General features: G+C 42.1%; 2 protein-coding genes. Both read left to right on the forward strand.

Features of this window, described 5'->3' with window-relative positions:
- Positions 1-1,683: putative LPS assembly protein LptD (locus tag AC6F75_RS01285; protein WP_500713115.1), on the forward strand; the 1,683-nt coding region annotated here is incomplete at its 5' end.
- Positions 1,684-1,713: 30 nt separating this feature from the next.
- Positions 1,714-1,865 (forward strand): Rid family hydrolase (locus AC6F75_RS01290; RefSeq protein WP_500713116.1); only part of this gene is annotated, 152 nt, incomplete at its 3' end.

Genomic DNA, 1,865 nt, shown 5'->3' on the forward strand with positions numbered 1-1,865 from the left:
AACATTCGCTGGTCACACAGTCAGGATGCCAAGTCAAATCCAACATCTCGCTTTTCCGCTTCTGTTAACCTGGGAAGTAGTAGATATTATCAGGAATCTATCAATCAATTGAATACGGCTAACTTCTTAAACAATACAATGAGTTCTTCAGTGTCTTATTCCAAAACCTTTCAGGGCGAGCCACAGGTGAATATAAGTCTTGCAGGAACACATTCACAAAACACCAACACCCAGCAAATCAACATGACGTTGCCAAACGTTACGGCAAGTATGTCGCGGGTGTTTCCGTTTGCACCAAAAACAGGAATTAAACAAGGTGCGATTCAAAACATCAATTTTCAATATGATGTCACGGCCGAAAACAGAATGCAAACCACTGATTCTCTCTTCTTTAAAAGCGAGATGTTTCAAGACGCGATGTTAGGTGCCAGACACAACATTCCCATCAGTACAAACTTCAAGTTACTCAACTATTTAAGCGCCAGCATGGGCACAAGTTATCAGGAAACCTGGGTGATGAAAACCACCCGAAGATCCTTTGACCCCGAATTGAACCAGGTTGTGATTGATACAGTTGCCGGATTTGACAGCTATCGTACCTACAGTTTCAGTACAAGTTTGGGAACCACACTTTACGGGATGTTTAATTTTGGAGATGATAAAAAAATACAAACCATTCGTCACGTGATGCGTCCCAGTGTGAGTTACAGCATCAATCCGGGATTTGACCAATATTATGATGAATTGCGATACACACCCACAATTGCAGGCGGCTTAAGCGAAGAAGAAATATTAATATTCTCCAGGTTTGACAACACTATGTATGGCGCGCCCAATCAAAACTACTCCAGCAATATGGGGTTTGGATTAAGCAACACCCTTGAAGCGAAAGTAAAAAATCGGGATTCCACTGCCACCGAAGCCAAAAAGATTTCATTATTAAACAACTTAAACTTTTCGACATCCTATACATTTTCGGCTGACAGCTTAAAATGGCAACCACTCATTGTATCGGGGAGTATTCCAATTGTAGAAAAGCTTGACATTAATTTCAACGGGATTTTAGACCCCTATGCTTTGGACAATAACAACAACAAAATCGATATGTTTAATATTGAGAATGGCGGAAGTTTGTTCCGAATGACCTCGGCAAATGTGAGTATGAATTACTCTTTCTCCAGCAGGGATTTTCAACGAAGCACACAAGACCCGGAAACAAGTGAAACCTTCAGGAGTGGCGGCAGGCCGGACGACCTCTTTGGCGATGCCAATGACATTTCAAACCCCACATATATTGGTAACAGAGCAGGCGATGAAGATCGTGACATCAGTATCGGTAGGTACAATTATGCTATCCCATGGGACTTGAGACTGGCTTATACAGTCACCTATTCCAATAGCCGAAGAGAAAATGAAATATCCTCACATTCACTGATGTTTAGCGGAAATGTGGATTTATCACCACGCTGGACGGTAGGGGCTTCATCGGGATATGACTTAAAACAACAGGGATTTACGTTTACACAACTCCGATTTCAAAGAGACCTGGAAAGCTGGCAAATGAGTTTTAATTGGGTGCCCTTTAGTGCCAGAAGCTCGTGGTATTTCTTTGTCGGCATCAAATCATCGGTGCTCAGCGATATTAAATATGACAAACGCAGGGAGCCGGACAGAAGACTTTAAAAAGTATATTTTCATTCTAATAGATCAATTATGAAAACAATCATTCAAACACCCCATGCGCCTGCACCAATAGGGCCTTACAATCAGGCTATACTTGTAGGCAACACACTTTACACTTCAGGGCAAATTGCCATCAACCCTACCAACGGCGAACTGGTAACAGGTGATATCCGGGAAGAAAC

This window comes from Planktosalinus sp., from assembly GCF_059864935.1.